This is a genomic window from Ekhidna sp., assembly GCF_965221965.1.
Classification (GTDB): Bacteria; Bacteroidota; Bacteroidia; order Cytophagales; family Cyclobacteriaceae; genus Ekhidna.
Genome location: NZ_OZ244926.1, coordinates 3,212,472 through 3,229,050, shown reverse-complemented (window position 1 = coordinate 3,229,050; position 16,579 = coordinate 3,212,472). Strand labels below are relative to the sequence as shown.

17 protein-coding genes and 1 tRNA gene are annotated in these 16,579 nt (G+C 40.7%); 9 read left to right on the top strand and 9 right to left on the bottom strand.

The genetic code is table 11. The features are described 5' to 3' along the window. Positions 1–78: 78 nt before the first annotated feature. Positions 79–639: a DinB family protein gene (locus ACOQON_RS15200; protein ID WP_420576273.1), complete on the bottom strand. Its 561-nt coding sequence runs from the start codon at positions 637–639 to the stop codon at positions 79–81. Between the two features lie 66 nt (positions 640–705). Further along, a complete protein-coding gene (locus ACOQON_RS15195; protein ID WP_420576272.1) occupies positions 706–1,284 on the bottom strand; it encodes a Crp/Fnr family transcriptional regulator in 579 nt (192 codons plus the stop codon). Between the two features lie 481 nt (positions 1,285–1,765). Here ACOQON_RS15195 and ACOQON_RS15190 point away from each other — a divergent pair, with 481 nt between their 5' ends. Genes ACOQON_RS15190 through ACOQON_RS15180 form a run of 3 tightly spaced genes read left to right on the top strand, consistent with a single transcriptional unit; the run spans position 1,766 to position 5,835 of the window. Then, positions 1,766–2,290, top strand: a complete 525-nt coding sequence (locus ACOQON_RS15190) for an RNA polymerase sigma factor (protein ID WP_420576271.1) — start codon at positions 1,766–1,768, stop codon at positions 2,288–2,290. A 49-nt stretch (positions 2,291–2,339) separates the two neighbouring features. Next, positions 2,340–3,281 carry a FecR family protein gene (locus ACOQON_RS15185; protein ID WP_420576270.1) on the top strand — a complete coding sequence of 314 codons (942 nt, stop codon included), beginning with the start codon at positions 2,340–2,342 and terminating at the stop codon, positions 3,279–3,281. Between the two features lie 4 nt (positions 3,282–3,285). Then, on the top strand, positions 3,286–5,835 hold the full coding sequence (locus ACOQON_RS15180; RefSeq protein ID WP_420576269.1) for a TonB-dependent receptor plug domain-containing protein: 2,550 nt from the start codon (positions 3,286–3,288) through the stop codon (positions 5,833–5,835). Between the two features lie 2 nt (positions 5,836–5,837). Here ACOQON_RS15180 and ACOQON_RS15175 read toward each other — a convergent pair whose 3' ends face one another. After that, entirely contained in the window at positions 5,838–6,407 is a 570-nt protein-coding gene (locus tag ACOQON_RS15175; RefSeq protein WP_420576268.1) for a hypothetical protein, read from the bottom strand. A gap of 59 nt (positions 6,408–6,466) precedes the next feature. Here ACOQON_RS15175 and ACOQON_RS15170 point away from each other — a divergent pair, with 59 nt between their 5' ends. Continuing rightward, the gene (locus ACOQON_RS15170; protein WP_420576267.1) at positions 6,467–6,850 is read left to right on the top strand and encodes an acyl-CoA thioesterase; all 384 of its coding nucleotides are present in this window, start codon (positions 6,467–6,469) and stop codon (positions 6,848–6,850) included. Here ACOQON_RS15170 and queD read toward each other — a convergent pair. After that, complete coding sequence (gene queD / locus ACOQON_RS15165; RefSeq protein WP_420576266.1) at positions 6,839–7,207, bottom strand: 6-carboxytetrahydropterin synthase QueD; 369 nt, start codon at positions 7,205–7,207, stop codon at positions 6,839–6,841. The two genes, ACOQON_RS15170 and queD, sit on opposite strands and share 12 nt — an antisense overlap. Before the next feature lie 96 nt (positions 7,208–7,303). Between queD and ACOQON_RS15160 the strand changes: the two genes are divergently transcribed. After that, positions 7,304–7,377: transfer RNA gene (locus ACOQON_RS15160), tRNA-Ala, on the top strand. Positions 7,378–7,510: 133 nt separating this feature from the next. Here the strand turns inward: ACOQON_RS15160 and ACOQON_RS15155 are convergent. The 4 genes from ACOQON_RS15155 to ACOQON_RS15140 form a co-directional block, all read right to left on the bottom strand. Then, a complete protein-coding gene (locus ACOQON_RS15155) occupies positions 7,511–7,975 on the bottom strand; it encodes a PEGA domain-containing protein (protein ID WP_420576265.1) in 465 nt (154 codons plus the stop codon). A 79-nt stretch (positions 7,976–8,054) separates the two neighbouring features. Further along, positions 8,055–8,522, bottom strand: coding sequence for a C40 family peptidase (locus tag ACOQON_RS15150; protein WP_420576264.1), 468 nt, complete (start codon positions 8,520–8,522; stop codon positions 8,055–8,057). A 20-nt stretch (positions 8,523–8,542) separates the two neighbouring features. Continuing rightward, entirely contained in the window at positions 8,543–8,983 is a 441-nt protein-coding gene (locus tag ACOQON_RS15145) for a Dps family protein (protein WP_420576263.1), read from the bottom strand. A 51-nt stretch (positions 8,984–9,034) separates the two neighbouring features. Then, on the bottom strand, positions 9,035–9,805 hold the full coding sequence (locus ACOQON_RS15140) for a class I SAM-dependent methyltransferase (protein WP_420576262.1): 771 nt from the start codon (positions 9,803–9,805) through the stop codon (positions 9,035–9,037). Positions 9,806–9,880: 75 nt separating this feature from the next. Here ACOQON_RS15140 and ACOQON_RS15135 point away from each other — a divergent pair, with 75 nt between their 5' ends. Both ACOQON_RS15135 and rlmB read left to right on the top strand, forming a co-directional pair. After that, positions 9,881–11,026 carry a GWxTD domain-containing protein gene (locus ACOQON_RS15135; RefSeq protein WP_420576261.1) on the top strand — a complete coding sequence of 382 codons (1,146 nt, stop codon included), beginning with the start codon at positions 9,881–9,883 and terminating at the stop codon, positions 11,024–11,026. Beyond that, positions 11,023–11,763 carry a 23S rRNA (guanosine(2251)-2'-O)-methyltransferase RlmB gene (rlmB, locus tag ACOQON_RS15130; protein WP_420576260.1) on the top strand — a complete coding sequence of 247 codons (741 nt, stop codon included), beginning with the start codon at positions 11,023–11,025 and terminating at the stop codon, positions 11,761–11,763. Before ACOQON_RS15135 ends, rlmB begins: the two co-directional genes overlap by 4 nt. Here rlmB and ACOQON_RS15125 read toward each other — a convergent pair. Beyond that, positions 11,760–12,836: a mannose-1-phosphate guanylyltransferase gene (locus ACOQON_RS15125; protein WP_420576259.1), complete on the bottom strand. Its 1,077-nt coding sequence runs from the start codon at positions 12,834–12,836 to the stop codon at positions 11,760–11,762. The genes rlmB and ACOQON_RS15125 overlap by 4 nt on opposite strands. Positions 12,837–12,983: 147 nt before the next feature. Between ACOQON_RS15125 and recQ the strand changes: the two genes are divergently transcribed. Together recQ and purD are read left to right on the top strand one after the other, a co-directional pair. Beyond that, positions 12,984–15,173, top strand: a complete 2,190-nt coding sequence (gene recQ, locus ACOQON_RS15120; RefSeq protein ID WP_420576258.1) for a DNA helicase RecQ — start codon at positions 12,984–12,986, stop codon at positions 15,171–15,173. 66 nt (positions 15,174–15,239) lie between these two features. Further along, positions 15,240–16,523, top strand: a complete 1,284-nt coding sequence (gene purD, locus ACOQON_RS15115; RefSeq protein ID WP_420576257.1) for a phosphoribosylamine--glycine ligase — start codon at positions 15,240–15,242, stop codon at positions 16,521–16,523. Positions 16,524–16,579: the final 56 nt, after the last annotated feature.

Sequence of the window (16,579 nt, the reverse complement as noted above, 5' to 3'; positions counted from 1 at the left end):
CCCAAAGTAAATGCAGAAATGCGAAGTAGGTATGACGATTGTCAACCTACCGCCTGTTAATAGTCTTGAAAATACGTTTTATCTAGCGGCTTCTACGGCTTCTGCAATCTGAATCATGTGGCGCTCTTCATGAGCCAAAAGGAATTCAAAACACTCTGCTACATAAAATTTCACACGTTCTCCCAAAGCAGTAGGAATCTTTACATTCCTCAAGTTTTTTGTTCGGGCATCCTTGATCAGTCCGTTGAACGTTTCTTTGTTTTGAAGATATGTATCAAGAATATCATGCAACTGCTCAGGAGCGATGGCCGGACGGAAAAAATCAAACGTTTTAACTTTAAATCTTCGTTTCTTTCCTTTTGGCTTGTTTGCATATATGGAAAGACGGGCCACAATCGTCCGCTTCATGGTTGGGGCCTCACTCTCAGGTAGGTCATCAGCACCATCTATCACTTTTCGAAAGTTATCGAGGTATACATCGTAGACCTTGTTTAAGTGTTCAACTACCTCAAGCGCAGACCATTTTTTGGCACTTTGTTTTTTGGTTAATACACTTTCATCCATGTTGGCGATATCACCTTTTATGTAGTTTTTGATTCGATTCGAATCCTGGAGCATTTTTTCGTAGTTGGCTTCCATAATTTTGTTGTTTTTGACGATTCAAAGCTGTGCTGTTTGAACAACAAAAAAATTGATATAGATCAATTAATCTCTTAGCGCTCGTAATCGGCTATATGTTTCTGGGGTCATGTTGAGGTAGCTAGCAAGGTATTTTTGAGGTACCTCAAGTAATTCAGGAGGGCATCTTTTCACAAACGCATCAAAACGTTCTTTTGCAGAGAGGGTCATCATTTCAACCTCTCTGGAGAGCCTTCCAAACAAAATGTTTTCAATGAAGTGAGTTCTCCATTGATAGAATTCCGGGAATTGATTAAACAGGGCAAAGTAGTCTGTTCGGCTGATCCCAATCATTTTAGTCGGTGTGATGGCTTCCAAAAAGAGGTTTGAAGGCTCGCCGGTAATGAATGAATCATAAACCCCTGAAATATTTCCGGTAAAAGAAAATCCGAGTATTACCTTTTCTCCTTTAGTATTGATGATATAGATGGCCTGAACGCCGGATTGCACCAGATAGAAGTATTTGGCCAATCCGCCACCTTCTACAATTATTTCTCTTGCAGTATATTCTTTTTCTTGGAAATGTTCGCATAAATACGCGAGTGCTTCCGAGCTTGTTTGACTATACTTTCCAAAGTGGGATTGAATCAGTTCCTCTTTCCGCATAAGTGAATTTAGGTATGGGAAGAGAGAATATCAGAATTCAATTTGCTAATTCACTTTAGTAATGTACATGTAAGGTGATGGCTTTTTGTAATACCTGTTTTTTCTATAGCGCTTAACGAAGCGCTTTATTAAGCGCGTTAATATGTGTTTCATGCTGGCTGATGGTTGAAAGTTGCAAAGAAAACTAACTCTTAAATTATAAAAAAATCCATTGACTATCAAATGGTTATAAAAAAAGCGGCCCACCACAGGCCGCTCTATTAAGCGCCTGGAGGGCGCTCCGCCTTAGCATTCACTACCACATGAATTGCATTTCGTTTCTTACTCTCAGCAACCGAATTCCTATTGATTGCGAATTAGTGACGGTGAGGTATTCAATTACCCTACCAGAGTGATTGAATTTTTTGATGGTCGTTTTCCATGCGATGTGATTACTCCATGAATTACATTTGTCCAGAACCAGGCAAAACCAAAACCTAACGTGGAGCGATCATTATGTGAGGAGCAGGTATTCCATCAGGAATACACCAGTCATGAGCTTAAAGTCAGAAATTTCCTCTTTTACAAGCTGGGTGATTTAGAAAAGGCGCGGGATTTTACGCAAGAAGCCTTTATACGATTATGGAACAATTGCGCGAAGGTGGCCATTGAGAAATCACTGGGCTTTCTTTTCACCACCGCCAATCGATTGTTTCTGGACCACTATGATCACCAAAAAGTGGTGCTAAAATTTGAATATCGAATGGATCGTTCCGAAGATCAAATGGAACAAAATCCAGAGTTTATGTACCAGGAAGAGGAGTTTAAGGAGCGGTTGGAAACTGCCGTTTCTGACTTGCCTGAAAAGCAGCGAGTGGTTTTCCTGATGAGCCGCATCGATAAATACAAAAACAGGGAAATTGCTGAGATCATGGATATCTCTATAAAAACAGTGGAAAAGCATATCAGCACGGCAGTGAAAGCACTTAAGGAAAACCTGGATGAGTTGGATTACCTGAAAGTCTGAGTAGGGTAAAAAACGATTTCCCCTTTTTACAAGCAAGAAAGTAGAAATTATGGACGAAAACTTATCAAAATGGCTAGATGGTGAACTTACCGACGAAGAGCTGGTAGAGCGAATTGGTAAGGAAGAAGCCTTGAAATACATCCAGATAGTGGGCGAGGTAGATAACTGGGTGCCTGATCAGTCTCAACGTTTGCTGAATCCGAAGGAAATTACGTCCCGACCTAAAGGAAAAGTGAGAACAAAGAACCCATGGTTGAGCTATGCCGCAGCAGCTGTTATATTACTCACTGTCGTTTCCTATTTATGGATTTTAATGGGCGATAGCACGGTCTCATATTCCTCACAAGTTGGAGAGGTAAGAACCATTGAATTACCGGATGGGTCTGTCGTGACGCTGGCACCAAACTCAGAGATTTCATGGGATGAGGATGAATGGGAGAAAGTGGTTGCGCTGAAGGAGAAAAGATTGAAGTCAAAAAGGGCGAGAAGGAAAATTGAATTGAGAGGCAAAGCCCTTTTTGAAGTTGAAAAAGGTGCTCCATTTAGTGTCGAGTCCCCAATTGGGACAGTGGAAGTATTGGGAACAACTTTCGAAGTAGATGATTTTGAGGAAGGTCTTAATGTTATCTGTTTTGAAGGAAGAGTGAAAGCCAAGCCAAAAACAGGCACTAAATCAGTCACTGTATCTGGAGGTGAGGCGTACCTTTTCTTTGAGGGCAGGTGGGGAGCTAAGAAAGTGACTTCCAGGACTATGCCGGAGTGGCTTCAAAATCAAACCAAATTTGAGAACGCACCACTCACCCAGGTGATTAAATCACTGGAAAAACTATATGGAATTACCGTCGATAAGGGTAGGGTAAACACGTCTCGGCGATTTACAGGCACTATACCAAATGATAACCTGGACGTAGCTTTACGAATTGTTTTTTTACCTTTTGAAATCGATTATGATAAGGATGGGAAAAAAATAACCTTGTCCGATTCAAAGTAATCCCATGCGCGCCGTAGTTTTTTTTATTGCCTCTCTGGCAACCTTCTTCATTCATGCACAAACTGCATCGAAACCATTTTTTTATGCTGTCAGGAGTTATGAAAAAGCTATGGATATAACCTTTTCATTTGACGCTGAACTTATGCTTATGGTTGATGAGGAAGCTGTTTTCACCACAAATGACCTATCAAAATTCATTTCTGAAATCGAAGATCGGTTTCCTTTAGAGGTTGAACAGATTGATGAAGAGTACTTTACTATTAGTGCTGTTGAAACCACTTACAAGATTGATGTAAGAGATTCTTTGGACAACTCAGCGATCACCGAATCTTTTGGCGTTCAGGTTGTGATTAATGATGCACCAATACGGACGACATTCGAAAATGGTGCATGGCAATTTAATTACAAACCTGACCAACGAGATAATATAAAAGTCTTTAGTCAAGGCTATAAGCCTACACCTATAGCTGTAAAGGATTTATTTAATCAAAAGTCTTTACAGGTGGGCCTGGGTTTGCCAACGCGCAGATTGAATACGGTAGTCGTGGAGGACTATTTAACGAAGGGGATTAACATGATGCCTTCTCGTCAGCAAATCCAAATTGATGTCAATGATCTGCCGTTATTACCTGGAGAAACGGATGGTGATATTTTCACCTCAATAGCAGCACTTCCGGGCATCACCAATCCGGACGGCCGTGCCGGAAACTTACTCATCCGTGGTAGTGAGACCGATCAAACACTGATACTCTTTGATAACATACCAATATATCACAGAGGACATTATTATGGAACGATCTCTCCATATAATCCAAAAATCGTGGATGATGTGGAGGTCTATCGAAGTGGGTTTCATCCCAGATTAGGAGATCGTGTGGGGGGAGCAATTGTGGTCAATTCGGATGAGGCAATGGGTTCATCCAAGTACGGGTTAGGAGCAAACACACTATTTGGCATGGGATATGGAAAATTTCGTCTTTCAGATAAACTTAGTGGCACATTGAGTATTCGAAACTCATATCCAAGATCATTCAAATCACCAAAACTGGAAGCTATATCAGAGTCAGTTTTTGCAGGCACATCATTGATTGGTCAAGGTGGATTGTTGACAGAAAGAGTGGAGGTTTTTTTTAGTGATTACAATGGTAAGCTGTCCTATCAGCTAAATGAAAATAATAGATTAGGCATATCTGCGATTCATACATTTTCAGATGTCAACTTTATGCCAGTAACACCACCGGATGTTCCGGGGAGATCAAACGAAAACCGATATGAAAATACGGGTGCAAATCTTTCCTGGGAGGCTGAATGGGGTCAGGGTTGGAGCTCAGAGGTTAATACCACTTATTCTAGGTACGATTTTGAGTTTACCGTGAACACACTGGCACCTGACATAGATCCATTCCAGTCAGACAATAGCATAGACGATATCAATGTTGTTCAAGAGTTTTCTAAAGAAAATGAATATTCCAACCTTCAATTTGGAGTGGACTATAAATGGCAAACTGTATCCACTAATTACCAAAATCAGCTTCGGGATTCATCGACTTTCATCTATCAGAAAGAGGTATCATCGTCGACCATTTCACCTTTTGCAAATGTTGAATTCTATGGCTGGCAAAAGGTGTTTTTACAGCTAGGCTTCCGGAGTACCTACTATAGTAAATTGGATGATTACAGCATCTCTCCAAGGATCCTTATCAATTATGATTTAACTAATTGGGCAACACTGAAAGGATCTCATGGCTGGTACAACCAGTTCTTAAGTCAGGTGAAAAATCTGGAGTATTCCAGCGGTGGATTTGATAATGAATTATGGGTGCTTGCTGATAATGAATCTGGTTTTATCATGAGGGGTACTCAATCTATGTTTGGCGGAGTGATCAGCGTTAATGATTGGATATTTGATGTTGAGACATTCCATAAGACAGCAAACGATATCACCATTTACGAGGATCGGGTTTTAAACCCGGAACGTGACTTTTACACCATGGATCAGCAGACCTATGGTGTGGATATTTTACTCAAAAAGCAGGTTTCGGAAGCTACTTCCCTATGGGCTGGATACTCCTATCATGATTCGAAAATTACGATTGATACAACCGATCAAATTACTTATAAATCAAAATATGTCCAGCCGCATGTGTTGTATCTTGGAGGAGCTTATAAGAAAAATCGATGGAAGCTATCCGCTGGTTGGCGGTATGCTTCCGGCCTTAATGCGTACTCTTTAGATATTGCGTTCGCAGAATCTATCTTCAGAGCCGGCCCGCCACCCGGTGCTCTACCTCCACCACCTGGCGTTCCACCTCCACCTAATCCATTTGCAGATGTGCCGGATCGGTATCCTAGTGTTCATTCACTCGACCTTTCAGCCTCTTATAAAATTCCACAGACGGATGAAAGAAAGTGGAGTGCGTCATTTGGCATATCTATTGTCAATGCGCTCAATCAAGATAACCTGACGGATCGGGTCTTTAGAAGCAGACAGGGCTTTGTGGATCGTGAGGCCATTGGTTTTGCACCAAACCTGATGGTGATTGTGGAGTGGTAATTCTACTTTGAAAATAGAATAAAACCAAGTTCAAATCCACCTATGAGTGAAACATCTCCGCTAATATATTCACCGTTTTTATACCCTAGACCAATGCTAAAATCGAGATGGATACCACTAGCATAATTTCTTTGAAGTCCCCAAACCGGTCCAACTACAAACACATTGGTTTCTCGATTTCGAGCTCGTTCTTCAATTGTGTCATCCGTACTTCCGAAAGGAGCAAATTGATGTGAATGGAACATCCCAATGTAATTCCCGGAGTTTTTCATCAAATCTTGTTCTTTGACTTTATTTCTTGCATAATAGCTTCTAAATGATGAGGTGATATAAGGATGAAGAAATACAAACGTTTCAGTCACAGGCTCGAAACCACTAGTATAGTTTTCTACTAGTATAGAGGGTATCATACCACCGCTTATAGTGTATGACATAGTATTGTTTACTTTCCCTTCGTAAGCAATTGCAAGAGGAATAAGGTTAGCCTTGACTTGACTTTTCGATAATCTCACATTTTGTGCTTGTGAGAAAAGTGAAAGAATTAATAATGCTAAAGTGAAAAGGTGTTTCATGTAAGTTTTATTGAAAAACTGCTAATTTATGCAAACGCTAAAAATCACTAAACCATTAAATGAAAATTTTCACAAAAAGAATCACTGTCACCAAAGACCACCTCGATTTCAATAATCATGTAAACAACCTGGTGTATATGCAGTGGGCACTAGATATTTCACGAGAGCATTGGCTTTCAGAAATCAGTGAGGAGATAAATGAAAAGTATTTCTGGATGGTCCGGTCTCATCATGTGGAGTATAAGAAGCAGGCATTTCTCGGGGATGAGATTACAGCGAAAACGTTTGTAGATGGTTATCGGGGACCCTTTTCAGACAGGATTGTAAAGGTTTACAAAGGAGATGAGTTGCTTGTAGAGGTGAAATCAAATTGGTGCCTAATAGAACGAGCTACAGAAAAGCTGAAACGTGTGCCCGAAGAAATTATGAAGTTATTTAGCTGAATGCTCCCCGCGATACACTGCACCTGATGTTGGGGTTTCATTGAGCTCTATTCGACAAAGCATTGGGATTTCGGGCTTTATCCGATCCCATAGCCATACAGCGATGTGTTCACAAGTCGGATTCTCAAGACCCTCAATATCGTTCATTAGTTTGTGGTCCAGCTTGTCCACGATCGGTTTTACCACCTGTTTTATATCTGCAAAATCCATCACCCACCCTAAATGGTTGTCAAGTGGCCCATCAAAAATAACTTTCAGGTGATACGTATGTCCATGTATGTTTTTGCACTTGTGTCCATCAGGCACATTGGGTAAAAAGTGGGCAGAATCGAATGTGAACTGTTTAAATATTTCCATTTCTGATTACAAAATTAGTGCATAAGCTGATTCTTATGTCATTTGTATTCTACTAGTGTGGATTTCTTGATATGCGCTTATATTTGCGATCCTCATGGGGCTATAGCTCAGTTGGCTAGAGCGCTACACTGGCAGTGTAGAGGTCATGGGTTCGAATCCCATTAGCTCCACTATATTTATATTCAATAGCAGGTCTAAAAGCATCGGCAGTGTAGAGGTCGCCTGGCGGTTCGCTGCTGCGATCGAGACCGGCTAGCTCCACAAAAAAAGCCTCTAGATATTCTAGAGGCTTCTCATATTTAATCAATTCGCTCTTTTAAGCGATCCAATTTTTTCCCAGTCAGGGTCAGGGTTTAAGGTTGTCATAATAATGACTTCATTCTTCTTGAGATCATTCATCGCTGATCCCCCCAGTTGAGCATTAATTTCTTCAGGTGAAAGTTTGTACATACTACCAGTAGCTGCATCTATTATAAGTCCAATTAATCCACCAAATACAATATTTCCAGCAATCCAGCCGCTAGTTTTTCTCGATAACACAGTCTCATAAGGCTCGTAACCTTCAAGCTCAATTTTTATATTAAAGCTTTCGGCCTCACTTTTTTTAATATTTATACTCTTCGGGGTTTTACCTTCTAACTCTCCGTTAACATATATCTGAGCATTTGAGGGGCTACTTGCAATGCTTACTGGTTGTCTTGATCCTAGAATAATAGTAGCGCAAGAAGATAGAGATAGCACGGTGATTAAAAAAAATACTTTTTTCATTTCTGTTAGGTTTTAAATTTACCAGCAATGATAAATTCAAATTCCTAATAACGGCAAGTATTGTTGGTAAAAGAATACTTTATCTAATCACCCTCCTAAACTTCTTCACATTATTCTTATAATAATCCGCAAGTAGGTTGGATTCGATTACTCCTCTTGAAGAGGAGGAATGAACAAACAGGATTTTGTCATTACTTACATGGGTAATCATGCCACTGTGATACCACTTGCTTCCTTTTTTCTTGAATTTGAAGTAGACCAGGTCGCCTTCACGAAGACTATTCCATCCTCGCTTCTTTCCCGTTTTGGATTGAGCTTTTGCTGTGCGTGGAAGGCTCACTCCTATGGTTTTGTAGGAGTTGTAGATCAAACCGGAGCAATCGATCCCGGACCGGGACATTCCACCCCATTTGTAAGGAGTGCCAATGTAGGATCGTCCGGTTGCAATAACAGATTCAATCCTCTTAGCTCGCTGCTTTTTTCTCTTTTGTGCTGGAGCGGAAATAAAAATACCTGCTATCAAAAATGCTGACAGCAGGTATTTCAAGTATTTTAATTGATGTTGTTTCACTTACCTAACCACGAATTGAACATCCACTGGGTTTTCTCTTGAGAATTTACCAGGGCGATCATCATATCTTCTGTTTCATTGTCACCAGCTTCAACGGCCAGTTCCTTAACTTTATTTTCCTGAGCTACTAAAGTCGTTAGATTGCTTACCATTGTTTTAACCAATGCCTCATCATTAGACTCGTCCTTTACAGATTGTATTTTGGATTTCTCCAGATAAACTTCTAACGTATGATCTGGACGACCGCCGATAGTCAGGATACGTTCAGCTATTTCATCAATATGATCCAATGCCTCTGTGTAGAGTTCCTCAAACTTCACATGCAGCTCAAAGAATCTTGGACCTTTGATGTTCCAGTGAGCTCCGCGTGTGTTTTGGTAGTATACATGGAAGTCCGAGAGTAGCTGGTTCAGTTCTGTGATTAATGCCTTATTCATAAAAATTTTGATTTTTCTGTGATTAAAAATTAATTATTCCGCTATAGCGGTTTATTTACTTAGTAAACAGAATAAATCAAGGTTTTGTTCGTCCTGATCCATCAAATTGAAGTCTTGAACGGTAATTGACTTAACCAATTCATCGTCAGTTTCCCGGAGCTTATTTCTATTCATCCGATTGAGGATGTCATAAGGGATTCGGAGTAGTCCGGCTGGTAGCTTATGTTGTAAATCAAAAATGTCAAATCGCATAATTCGCTGGACAGAAGCTCTGTTTCTTTCATGATATTCTAACACTTTTTCACTTCCGGCTATCCCTTTCATGTCTACTTTATCAAAGTATTTTTCACAAAGTGCTTTGAGTTCATCGCCTGTGTATTCCCGCTCATGCCAGGGATTCCTTGAAAGCGTCATTTTGATGTTTGGAGTTGTAATTAGTGCTTTTCCACCAGGCTTTAATACACGATGAATCTCTTTAATGAATCCTTCATCATCTTTTAAATGCTCGATCACCTGAAAAGTGATGATGGTGTCAAAGGAATCATCTTCGAATGGGAATGGTGGAAACACTCCGCTCATAAATTTATAGTCGGGAAATTTTTTCTCAAGATCCTCAACGACAGGCTTGATTTTATCTATTCCTACGTACGAATCAGCAAGTGGGGCAAGCAATTCCACTCCACGTCCCTCACCACAGCCAAGTTCCAGCAAATCCCCTTTAATATATGGTTTTGCCTGGTGGTAAGCAGACAGTAGTCGTTGGTGAATGACATTGTCAGAAGGAATTTTATCGGAAGCTATTTCCGTGGTGTATACGCTCATATGTTATGTTACTGTCGTATGATTTTTGTATAAAGAGCACAAAGAAAATCAATTATATCGCTAATTTGGATTTCTATGAGAAAGCAAGTCTTTTTTATTGGCATAATCACACTTCTATGCAGCTTTTCTGTTGATGCAATTAATTTCTCCAGGATTAATGTGGCATGGCAGTATGATGTGAATTTCGGTGTTAAAATGTCACATCGGGTAGTCAAAGAAAATGAAGGAGTGTTCGTCTTCTTAAAAGTTTCTGCAGATTCCATCAATTCCTGGACATATGAATTTTTGGTGCAGGACCGCTATGAATCTGAGGCGCATAAAAGCATCCAACCTGTTGCGCTTGATACGTTGCTGGATGTGGGTAAGGAAGTGTTAATTAAGCTGTCACTCCCTCAAGTGGAGGGCAATCTTTTGGTGATTAAGTTTTCAAAGCCTGAAGCGTTTTACTATTACGACATTAGCTTAAGAATTGGTTCTTTATCTTTTCCATCTATCTATCCGGTAGATGAAAGAGGCTTGCCAATTCTGGAAAAATACATCAACCGATCCGGACATAAATGGATAGGAACGGATACACTTTTGGCAATGCAATACACGGAGGACTTTCCGCCAGCCGATCCACCGATGGCAGACATGAAGCCTCTGGCACCACAGGTGACGATGGATACTTCGTTTCTATTCAGTGGCTCACCTGTATGGGCGGAAAACTATTTCTATACGGTAAGAAAAGATTCACTAGCAACTGTAGGGGTTACGATGCTTAGAGTGCAGCCATATTTTCCGGAGTATCGTCAGCTAGGTGAGTTAATTGAGTCAATGCTTTACCTGACAAGTGAGCAGGAAAAAAAGGCCATGCTTCGGTCAAAAAACCCAAAAGAATCATTTGATTCATTCTGGATGAACACCTACTCCACAAAGAACAGGGCGCGCAATGCCATTAGAAAATATTATAATTGGGTTGAGAATGCTAATACACTTTTCACGGATTTCAAGCCCGGCTGGAAAACAGATAGAGGCATGATGTATATCGTTTTTGGTAAACCAGATGAAGTTTATCGCACAGGGAGTTTGGAAGAATGGTATTATGATGATGGTTCGGCTTTTGAGTTCACGATTATCTCCACTTTTTTTGCACCCAAAACCTATTCGCTGCGACGAAATATAGAATTTGAAGAGCAGTGGTTTACCCAAATAGCGGCTATCCGTCGTGGTATTAAATGAATAAGAAATCCAATATTATTTATGGGATAAGAACAGTTATAGAGGCTGTAAAATCCGGTCAGCACCTGGAACGGGTGTTTATTCAAAAAAACCTAAAGAGCGATCTTTACAGGGAGTTGATGCTGGAGCTACATCAGACAACCACTCCTATTTCCAAAGTACCGGTAGAGCGAATAAATAAGTTCACTAAAAAGAATCACCAAGGTGTGGTGGCTTTGATTTCTCCTGTTCAATATCATAATCTTGAGCACCTGGTGCCACAGCTTTTTGAAGAGGGTAAGAACCCATTGATATTGGTTTTAGATGAGATTACAGATGTGAGAAATTTTGGTGCAATTGCACGTACTGCAGAATGCCTTGGTGTACATGGGTTGGTCATTCCCTCAAAAGGAGGTGCTCAGATCAATGAAGATGCTGTTAAAACATCAGCAGGAGCTTTTAACTACCTCCCGGTATGTCGTGAGGAAAATCTCAGAGATGCAGTTAAGTACCTTCATGAGTCCGGAATCAATGTGGTCGCCTGTTCAGAGAAGACAGATAATACACTTGATCAAATGAACTTCACGATACCCACAGCAATCATTATGGGTTCCGAGGACCAGGGAATTTCTCAAGAGCTAATTGACCTGGCTAATGAAGTGGCTAAAGTACCTATGTCCGGCTCCATTGAATCACTAAATGTAGGTGTGGCGACCGGGATGGCGCTGTATGAGGTGCAAAGGCAAAGGAATGTCTAGACAAACTTATCTCCTTTTGCCTCTTTTACGTCTGTAATGAAATCTCTAAATATGGAAGAGTCTTCTTTTTTGCAGACAAGGAGTACATCGTCGAAATCAGCGATTAACATACCTTCACATCCCTGGACGACAGTTACTTTACCTTTTTTTCCTTTAATGTAATTGTCTTTCGATTCATACGTCATAACAGACCCTTCAATGACATTTTCGTTATCGTCCTTGTCTTTGATTTCATGGAGCGCATTCCAGGATCCCAAATCTGACCATCCAAATTCCCCCGGTACCACGTAAACATTTTCAGCTTTCTCTAAGATGGCATAGTCAATGGATATGTTCTTACACTGACTATAGGCCTTTTTGATAAAAGCTTTTTCATTCTCAGTATAGAATTCATTTAATCCGTCTGCAAATAAGCTTGCGATTTCGTCTTCATGCTTTTCAAATGCTTTCACAATTGTATCAATGGACCAGACAAAAATCCCCGAATTCCAAAGAAAATCCCCGCTTTCTAAAAATTTGGCGGCAAGATCGACCTCAGGCTTTTCTGTAAATGTCTTTACTTTTTTAACCGGGACACCCGGGTCGCTTATATACTGGATGTACCCATATCCTGTTTCAGGTCTATTTGGCCGTATGCCAATGGTGATTAATTTATCCTCAGCATCAGCGCTTTGCACCGATGTAGAGATAACCTTAAGAAATTCACTTTCTTTAAAAATGGCATGATCTGAAGGGCTAACAACCAGAACCGCATTTGGGTCTTTTTTCATGATCTTGTACGCCGCATAAGCGATGCAGGGAGCCGTGTTTCGCTTTTCTGTTTCAAGCAGGATTTGATGTTTTTCGAGTTCCGGTAGCTGCTCCTGAATAAGCTTATCATATTTCTCGTTGGAAACCACCCAGATTTTATCCGAGGTTGTGACCTCTCTAAATCGGTCAAATGTCATTTGTAGTAGTGATCGTCCGGTTCCAAGCACATCCAGAAATTGTTTGGGTTTCGCATCTCTGCTGTAAGGCCAAAAGCGGGTACCGCTTCCACCAGCCATAATCACTACATAAATATTTGTACTCATAAGATTTTGGTGAGAAATTCGCGTAAGAATTAGCCTTGGCAAATATAGCTTATCACAATGCGTTTAGATAACGCACTCACCCGAATCTTAATTTGTTTGCAATCAAGGTTTTGATTAACTTTTTACTTTACATCATCAACAGGAGAGATGGAGACAGCTGCGGAAGTGAGCCTTAAGGATAGCCTTAAACGTGTTTTTGGTTACGACAAGTTTAGAGGTAAGCAAGAGGATATTATTCATAATATTCTTGACAGGCAAAATACGTTTGTAATTATGCCTACTGGAGCTGGAAAATCTTTGTGTTACCAGCTGCCGGCTATCGTTCAGGATGGAACGGCTATCGTTATTTCACCACTCATTGCACTGATGAAAAATCAGGTGGATCAGATGAACGCTGTTGGTGTACACGCGCGGTTTCTCAATTCCACCCTTACGAAATCAGAAAGCAATCGAGTAAAAAAGGATACGATATCCGGTGCTGTTAAACTCTTATATGTAGCTCCTGAGTCCCTGACTAAAGAAGAGAACGTAGAGTTTCTAAAGCAAGCCAAAATATCCTTTGTTGCTATTGATGAAGCACACTGTATCTCAGAGTGGGGGCATGATTTCCGTCCTGAGTACAGAAGGATTAAAGATATTATTGCCAGGCTCGGCGATATTCCGATGATCGCACTGACAGCTACTGCCACACCCAAGGTTCAGCTGGATATCCAGAAAAACCTAACCATGGATGGAGCTAAACTTTTTAAGTCTTCATTCAATCGAACGAATCTTTATTATGAGGTTCGTCCAAAACAGAATGCGAAAAAACAGCTGATTAAATTCATAAAGGATCATAAAGGAGAAAGTGGAATTATTTATTGCCTGAGTCGAAAAAAGGTAGAGGAGATTGCTGAGTTTCTCAGAGTGAATGATATTAATGCTGCACCCTATCATGCAGGCATGGAATCCAAAGAGCGCATGAAAAACCAGGATGGTTTTCTCAATGAAGACGTGGATGTGATTGTGGCAACAATAGCTTTCGGAATGGGTATTGATAAGCCTGATGTGCGATTTGTTGTTCACTATGACGCTCCAAAATCCATAGAAGGTTATTATCAGGAAACCGGACGTGCAGGGAGAGACGGTATAAACAGTAATTGCCTGATGTTTTATTCTTACAATGACATCCTGAAGCTGGAGAAATTCAATAAGGATAAGGCGGTTACTGAGAGAGAAAATGCACGTTTCCTCCTGGAGGAAATGGCATCTTACGCCGACTCAGCAATCTGTAGAAGAAAGCAGCTTTTGCATTATTTCGGAGAGGAGTATACGGAAGATAATTGTGGGCAGTGTGATAACTGTGTCCATCCAAAAGAGCAGTTTGAAGGTAAAGAAATCATTGAGCTCGTGATTCAGGCTGTTAAGCAAACGAATCAGCGATTTGATATTAATCATTTGGCGGCCTTGCTGGTTGGGAAATCAACACAGCATGTAAAAAGCTATGATCATGATAAGCTGGATGTGTTTGGAAAAGGGAAGGACATCAACGCTGACGAGAATTTTTGGCGTTCTGTGATCCGGCAAACTTTGCTACATGAATTCTTGAAAAAGGATATTGAGAATCCGGCTGTTTTCAAAGTATCAAAAAAAGGAGAAGACTTTCTGCAAAAGCCATATTCACATAAACTCACCAAAGACCATGAGTACACCTCAGATATAGATAACGAAGATGAGATGGATAAGGCTCCTGTGAATGTGAGTGCTTACGACAAAACACTTTTCGGAATGCTGAAGACACTTCGAAAAGATATCGCTCACCAGGAAGATATTCCACCTTATGTGATTTTCAGTGATCCATCCATGGAGGAAATGTGTACCGTTTATCCTACCACAATGGATGACCTGAAGCAGATTGTCGGAGTAGGCGAAAGTAAAGCGAAGAAATTTGGTGAACCCTTCCTTCAGATGATTGAAGAGTATGTAGAGGAAAATGATATAATAACTGCATCTGATGTTTTGATAAAAACTTCGGGCACGAAATCAAAGAACAAGATTTATATCATTCAGCACATCGATCAGAAGATGGATTTTGAGGAGATCGCAGAGGCAAGAGGGATGAAATATGAAGATGTAATCGCGGAGGTTGAGAATATCTGCTACTCCGGGACCAAGCTCAACATTGATTATTACATCGATCAGTTACTAGATGATGACCGTCAGGATGATATTTATGATTATTTCTTGAATGCTGAAACAGACGACATGAATGTGGCTATGGAAGAGCTAGGCGAGTATTATTCAGAAGATGAGGTTCGTTTGATGCGGGTGAAATTCATGTCAGAATACGCACACTAGTAACCATCACTTTGAAAAAAGAATGAATACGGTGAACTTAGCCGCCTGTTTGCAAAATCATAATCAATGAACATTCTAATCCTTGGTTCCGGAGGTCGGGAACATGCACTTGCCTGGAAAGTAAAACAAAGTCCTAAATGCGGTAAGATTTTTATTGCACCTGGAAACGGGGGTACACATAAAGTGGGCACAAATCTGGATCTCGATCCAAAGAACTTTGAGAAGGTTGGTGAGGCCATAAAAGAAAATGAGATAGATATGCTCATTATCGGTCCGGAAGATCCTCTTGTCAATGGGATTGTTGATCACCTGCGTTCCAGTAAAGACTTCAAGAAACTTAAGATCATTGGTCCAAATGCAAAGGGGGCCATGCTTGAGGGGAGCAAAGAGTATGCGAAGGAGTTCATGAAGAAATATGATATTCCTACCGCTGATGCCCGTACAGTCACTGAAGAAAATCTGGAGGAGACCATCAAATACATGGAGCGACTGGAACCACCCTATGTGTTGAAAGCAGATGGCTTAGCCGGCGGAAAGGGTGTGATTATAACCGAGGAACTTGAGGAGGCAAGAAAGTCACTTAGGAACCTGATTGAAGACAAAAAATTTGGAGCGGCGAGTGAGAAGGTTTTGTTGGAACAATTTTTAAAGGGAATTGAGGTCTCATTCTTCGTGCTTACTGATGGCAAGGATTACCGGATTTTGCCTGAAGCAAAAGACTATAAGCGAATTGGAGAAAAGGATACAGGTCTGAATACAGGAGGGATGGGTGCTGTGTCACCTGTCGTTTTTGCTGATAGAGCCTTTAAGGAAAAAGTAAACAAGCGAATCATCAAGCCAACTATTGACGGATTGAAAAAAGAAAAAATAGACTATTGTGGGTTTATTTTCTTTGGCCTGATCAACGTAGGTGGGGATCCTTATGTGATTGAATATAATGTGCGCATGGGTGATCCGGAGACCGAAGTTGTGCTTCCCCGAATAAAAACGGACTTCCTGGAGCTTTTGATAGCTACTGCTGATAAAAACCTAATAGATACAGAAATTGAGTACGAACGATTCACTGCCTCCACAGTCATGTACGTGAGTCGCGGTTATCCTGAATTTTACGAGAAAGGGCATGAAATCACAGTGGGCGACATTCGAACTGTATTGCCGTTCCATGCAGGTACAACCATGAAAGATGGAAAGCTTATTACAAACGGAGGACGCGTAATTGCCCTGACCGGCCTAGGTAAAAATTTAGGTGAGGCATTGAGTAAGTCTTACGCCGGAGGAAGGGAGATTAATTGGGAAGGGAAAAGGTTTAGAGGAGATATTGGCTTTGACCTCAAAGCATTGGGTCAATAATTTTTCCTCTTTTTCAATCTTCAATTTCCTGAAGATATCCATTAGATTACGGAAAT

Excerpts from the sequence above, each read along its gene's own strand:
- queD (WP_420576266.1), bottom strand. The coding sequence starts at position 7,207 with ATGGAAATATTTAAACAGTTCACATTCGATTCTGCCCACTTTTTACCC.
- ACOQON_RS15185 (WP_420576270.1), top strand. The coding sequence starts at position 2,340 with ATGGACGAAAACTTATCAAAATGGCTAGATGGTGAACTTACCGACGAA.
- ACOQON_RS15140 (WP_420576262.1), bottom strand. The coding sequence starts at position 9,805 with ATGAGCGTATACACCACGGAAATAGCTTCCGATAAAATTCCTTCTGAC.
- ACOQON_RS15175 (WP_420576268.1), bottom strand. The coding sequence starts at position 6,407 with ATGAAACACCTTTTCACTTTAGCATTATTAATTCTTTCACTTTTCTCA.
- ACOQON_RS15125 (WP_420576259.1), bottom strand. The coding sequence starts at position 12,836 with ATGAGTACAAATATTTATGTAGTGATTATGGCTGGTGGAAGCGGTACC.
- ACOQON_RS15135 (WP_420576261.1), top strand. The coding sequence starts at position 9,881 with ATGAGAAAGCAAGTCTTTTTTATTGGCATAATCACACTTCTATGCAGC.
- ACOQON_RS15155 (WP_420576265.1), bottom strand. The coding sequence starts at position 7,975 with ATGAAAAAAGTATTTTTTTTAATCACCGTGCTATCTCTATCTTCTTGC.
- rlmB (WP_420576260.1), top strand. The coding sequence starts at position 11,023 with ATGAATAAGAAATCCAATATTATTTATGGGATAAGAACAGTTATAGAG.
- ACOQON_RS15170 (WP_420576267.1), top strand. The coding sequence starts at position 6,467 with ATGAAAATTTTCACAAAAAGAATCACTGTCACCAAAGACCACCTCGAT.
- ACOQON_RS15180 (WP_420576269.1), top strand. The coding sequence starts at position 3,286 with ATGCGCGCCGTAGTTTTTTTTATTGCCTCTCTGGCAACCTTCTTCATT.
- ACOQON_RS15200 (WP_420576273.1), bottom strand. The coding sequence starts at position 639 with ATGGAAGCCAACTACGAAAAAATGCTCCAGGATTCGAATCGAATCAAA.
- recQ (WP_420576258.1), top strand. The coding sequence starts at position 12,984 with ATGGAGACAGCTGCGGAAGTGAGCCTTAAGGATAGCCTTAAACGTGTT.
- ACOQON_RS15145 (WP_420576263.1), bottom strand. The coding sequence starts at position 8,983 with ATGAATAAGGCATTAATCACAGAACTGAACCAGCTACTCTCGGACTTC.
- purD (WP_420576257.1), top strand. The coding sequence starts at position 15,240 with ATGAACATTCTAATCCTTGGTTCCGGAGGTCGGGAACATGCACTTGCC.
- ACOQON_RS15195 (WP_420576272.1), bottom strand. The coding sequence starts at position 1,284 with ATGCGGAAAGAGGAACTGATTCAATCCCACTTTGGAAAGTATAGTCAA.